We start from the raw sequence: 4,385 nt of genomic DNA on the forward strand, positions 1-4,385 counted from the left end.
GCGGGTCAAGATCGTCCATGGCCGCGCCCACTTCCGCGACGGCAAGACGGTGGAGGTGGAGACGGAAATTGGCCAGCAGATCATCCGCGCCGAGACGGTGGTGATCGCCACCGGTTCGGATCCGGCGGAGCTTGCGAACCTGCCTTTCGGCGGCCGCGTCATTTCCTCGACAGAGGCGCTGTCGCTGATGGATCTGCCAAAAAAGCTCGTTGTGGTCGGTGGCGGTTATATCGGGCTGGAGCTCGGGACCGCCTTTGCCAAGATGGGGTCCGATGTGACGGTCGTCGAGGCGACGCCGCAGGTGCTGCCGCAATATGATGCCGAACTGGTGCGGCCCGTCATGCGCAAGCTGACCGAAGGCGGTATCCGGGTGTTGACGGGTGCGAAGGCGATCGGCCTTGCCGACAATGGCGAGGCATTGATCGTCGAAACGCCGGATGGCCGGCGAGAGACCCTGCCGGCGGACCGCATTCTCGTCACCGTCGGCCGCCGCCCAAGAACCGCAGGATCCGGTCTCGAAGAGCTCGATCTCGATCGTGCCGGTCCTTATCTGAGGATCGACGACCGTTGCCGCACCTCGATGCGCGGCATCTATGCGATCGGAGACGTAACCGGCGAGCCGATGCTTGCCCATCGGGCCATGGCGCAAGGGGAGATGGTGGCGGAAATCATCGCCGGAAAGAAGCGCGCCTGGGACAAAAGATGCATTCCCGCCATCTGCTTTACCGATCCGGAGATCGTCAGCGCCGGCCTCTCGCCGGCGGAGGCGAAAGCGCAAGGTTATGAAATTCGCACCGGCCAGTTTCCGTTCAGCGCCAACGGACGGGCGATGACGATGCTGTCCGAAGAGGGTTTCGTGCGCGTTGTGGCCCGCGCCGATACCAATCTCGTGCTCGGCCTGCAGGCGGTTGGAGCCGGGGTCTCCGAACTCTCGGCGACTTTTGCGCTGGCCATCGAGATGGGTGCGCGCCTGGAAGACATCGCCGGCACCATCCACGCGCATCCGACCCGCAGCGAAGCGGTCACGGAGGCGGCGCTGAAAGCGTTGGGAAGCGCCTTGCATATCTGAGATCAAGTCCGGATCGGATATCGCGGTTCGATCCGCCTCATCACTTACATACCAGATCATGCGCCGATCATGGTGCCGATCACTGATTTCTCTCAACTCTTGTTCGGTCGGGCTCTCAAGTATATCGCTATTCAGCGTTCCGCTTCAGCATTTCCAGATGTTCGGAGCACACTTTCATGACCAGCTCGAGCAGCAAGAAGGCAAATTTCTAAGCTATTGGGCTGAAAATGCGCAGATGTGAACGGAATCGTTGGTTCGATTCCTCTCACGAGAAACGCTTCCTCTTACAGCTGGTCTCTCGCACCGGCTCTGGCTATGTTTTTGCCAGGGTTAGTGCAGCTTGGACGCCACCTTCGAGGATTTCCGTCGCATTGGATGGATCGGAAACAGCTCGCGCTATCTGAAGTGTGCCCACCATTAAGCTGAAGATCGCCATTGCGCGCTCGGATGGTGAGGACGATGGCGAGGCTGGAAGATACGCCGCGAGTGTCTCGATATAACGCGCCAATCCGTCCTCATAAGCCTTTCGAGTCGAATCCGGTTGACGCCCGATTTCAGGCAAGAGTGCCGCCGATGGGCAGCCATCTTCGCTACCTTGCAGATGGGCAACGTTCAAATAGTCGCGAATGACATCTTCAATTCCAAGGTTTGCGGTTCGGGCCTGCTCCAAATTTGCGAGCTGACCATTTACAGCGCTGACAACGGCCTCCCTCACGAGCGCCTCTTTTGAATCGAAATGCGGATAAAATGCCCCGTTTGTCAGGCCGGCCTCCGACATGATTCCTGCCAGGCCCGATGCCGCCGCACCTTCTCTGCGAAAACGCTTGGAAGCGACGTCGATGATTCGACGCCGCGTGTTTTCCTTGTGACCTTTTTCAAAGCGCATCTATGTCTTCCGTAAATGGTTAGGCCTCTGCATTACATCGTTCTCGCGGTTAAAGCAGCGGCTCCGACAGGTTACGAGGCAGCCGATTCGAGCACGGCTTGCAGATCCTTATCAAGATTTCTCGCGACCTCGTCGACGTCGGGGTCCCCAAACTGGCCGAAGGTGGAGATCGGCCGATCATACTCGAATGCGACACCGTCGCTGTCCTCGCGAAGGAGCACTCGGATGGGCGCATAGAGGCCGGCAGAGATGCGGTGCCGAGTCATTTTTGTCGCGGTAAGCGGATTGCCAATGTCGTATTGTATCGCCTGACGCTGAAGACCGGCTACCTGAACCGCGGCACCGTGATCTCGAAACCCGAAAATCGATAGCGCCGGGAGCGCCTCCAGTTCGCGCAGCGCTCGGGCTGTTTCCCGATAACGAAGGAGCGTAAAGATCCCGTCGTCGATCCTGGGAATCATGCTTTCCAGGTTCGACTTGACGGCATTGAAGTCTTTGCTGCAGTGGATTGTAACGTGTTCTACTTCAATCTTCTGGATGTCGACCGATTTGCTTGCCACTCTCATGGTCCTTCTACGTTGGGGTTCGTGATCTGTTCGTCTTGTGCTGCTGGTCTTCAGAGAGACGAGATATCAAGCGCCTCCACCCGACGGGCGAGCGACAGCAGCCTACGGTCCTCGCCAAAGGGAGCATCGATCTCAAGGCCGATTGGAAGACCGTTGCTCGCGTTGCCCATCGGGAGGCTGATCCCCGGAAGGCCGGCGCCACTTGCTGGCACAGTGTTCTTCGCCAACGCAGCGAAGGTCACGTCCTGCCCTGCGATCAGAAACTGGTTTTCCTTACCGATCTCGGGTGCGGTGCAAGGTGTCGTCGGGAGGAGAAGCGCCTCAGCCCCGCTTGTCGCAAATGCATCGCTGAATAAGCGCTGAAGTTTCGGCCGATCGTTGGCCAATACCGCGTTATAGCCATCGTCGGACAGCCATTTGGAGCCACTTGGCAGAACATGGTGCTGCCACGCTTCCTTCAGACCCGGCTTGAGGTCTCGGTAAATTTCATCGAAGGAGGTGGGAATAGCGTTCTCTTTGAGAAACGCGGAAATCGCGCCCATCGTCTCACGGAAGAAGATGCTCCAGGTTGTCGTATCGGCGAGCGCTGAAAACTCCTCTCCGAAATCAATTTCGACGATTTCGGCGCCGGCATCGCGCAGTCTGTGAATGACGTTGTTGAAACGTCCCTCGACCTCGGGATCGACGAGGTCGAGATACTGCTTGGGCGCATAGGCGAACTTCACGCCCTTCAGGTCACCCAATTCGGTGGCCATCGGTGCAGGATCCTTCGTGACGACCTGGTCGATGAGCTCGCAGTCTTCAACCGTGCGGGCGAACACCCCGGTCGTGTCGAGAACATGGGAAATCGGCGCAACCCCGCCTCGTGGCCAACGCCCTGTCGTCGGCTTGAAGCCAACCACGCCACACAACGATGCCGGCACCCGGATCGAACCGATTGTGTCTCCTCCAAAAGCTGCAGGCACGATGCCAGCGGCGACGGCCGCCGCAGACCCGCTTGAGGATCCACCACTGACTCGAGTTGGAGCTCGAGGATTTTTCACCTGGCCATACGGATTGTTGTCGCCCGTCAACCCGAAGGACATTTCGACAAGGTTATTCTTTCCGAACACGATCGCGCCGGCTTCCCTGATTGCGCCAACCACCTCAGCATCTTGCGTGGGCACGAAGTCCTTCAGATTGCTGACGCCAAGTGTCGTGCGCAGGCCGGCTGTCAGGTAGCTGTCCTTGACCCCGAGAGGGACGCCAAGCAGGGGACCGGATACGCCAGCGGATCGGGTCTTGTCGGCTTCGCGGGAGGCAGTCAGTACAGCCTGTTCGTCGATCGTGATGAAAGCCTTGAGATCTGACAGCTCGCGGGCATGCTCGAGAAGCGCTTTGGCGTATGACTCCGCCGCGAATACGCCGTCGTTCATCGCCCGAGCAGCTTGCGCAACACCTAGGGCGGCCAAGCCATCGGCAGCTCTGGTCTGGTCTGACGTAACTTCCTTGTGCATGGGAATCCTCACTTAACTTCATGGGATAGGGCGACTTGTCCGGGATTGAGCAAGACGCCTACTCGGTTACATTACGACCATAATATTAAATTATGATCGTAATGCAATAGGCATTTTTATGAGAAACGGAATTCGACGCGCATAAAATGTTAGAGTTCGCGACGCGGAAACACTTTTGCCGAAATCGCCGTCGTCACCCGCGCAATTCCGCGAGACCTACGAGGCGTCCTACAAGACGGTATCCGGGATGGGTGCCGCGGCGATCTGATTGATGATCTATGTCGATAAATGCCGAAAGGGCCTGCAAGGCGATCTTACCCGCACGCCCTCGGGCGAGTTTATAAGATTCCGCGGCTGCGTCGGCATTT

4 protein-coding genes are annotated in these 4,385 nt (G+C 58.3%); 1 reads left to right on the forward strand and 3 read right to left on the reverse strand.

Going from position 1 to position 4,385, the window contains the following annotated elements; all coding sequences use genetic code 11:
* The coding region (locus FY112_RS01305) for an FAD-dependent oxidoreductase (protein WP_151517448.1) at positions 1-1,069 on the forward strand (1,069 nt) is incomplete at its 5' end.
* Between the two features lie 313 nt (positions 1,070-1,382).
* On the opposite strand, the gene FY112_RS01310 is transcribed toward FY112_RS01305, so the two are convergent.
* From FY112_RS01310 to FY112_RS01320, 3 genes are all read right to left on the reverse strand, one after another.
* Positions 1,383-1,955 carry a TetR/AcrR family transcriptional regulator gene (locus tag FY112_RS01310; RefSeq protein ID WP_131620465.1) on the reverse strand — a complete coding sequence of 191 codons (573 nt, stop codon included), beginning with the start codon at positions 1,953-1,955 and terminating at the stop codon, positions 1,383-1,385.
* A 71-nt stretch (positions 1,956-2,026) separates the two neighbouring features.
* Positions 2,027-2,515, reverse strand: coding sequence for a DUF302 domain-containing protein (locus tag FY112_RS01315; protein ID WP_245372610.1), 489 nt, complete (start codon positions 2,513-2,515; stop codon positions 2,027-2,029).
* A 56-nt stretch (positions 2,516-2,571) separates the two neighbouring features.
* Positions 2,572-4,017 (reverse strand): amidase family protein, encoded by a 1,446-nt coding sequence (locus tag FY112_RS01320; protein WP_131620464.1) that lies wholly within the window; start codon positions 4,015-4,017, stop codon positions 2,572-2,574.
* Positions 4,018-4,385: the final 368 nt, after the last annotated feature.

Source organism: Rhizobium sp. PEPV16 (assembly GCF_008919455.1).
In the GTDB taxonomy this organism is placed as follows: Bacteria; Pseudomonadota; Alphaproteobacteria; order Rhizobiales; family Rhizobiaceae; genus Rhizobium; species Rhizobium leguminosarum_Q.

What these genes read in the sequence shown, in the direction of transcription:
- FY112_RS01310 (WP_131620465.1), bottom strand. Translation starts at nt 1,955, where the DNA reads ATGCGCTTTGAAAAAGGTCACAAGGAAAACACGCGGCGTCGAATCATC.
- FY112_RS01320 (WP_131620464.1), bottom strand. Translation starts at nt 4,017, where the DNA reads ATGCACAAGGAAGTTACGTCAGACCAGACCAGAGCTGCCGATGGCTTG.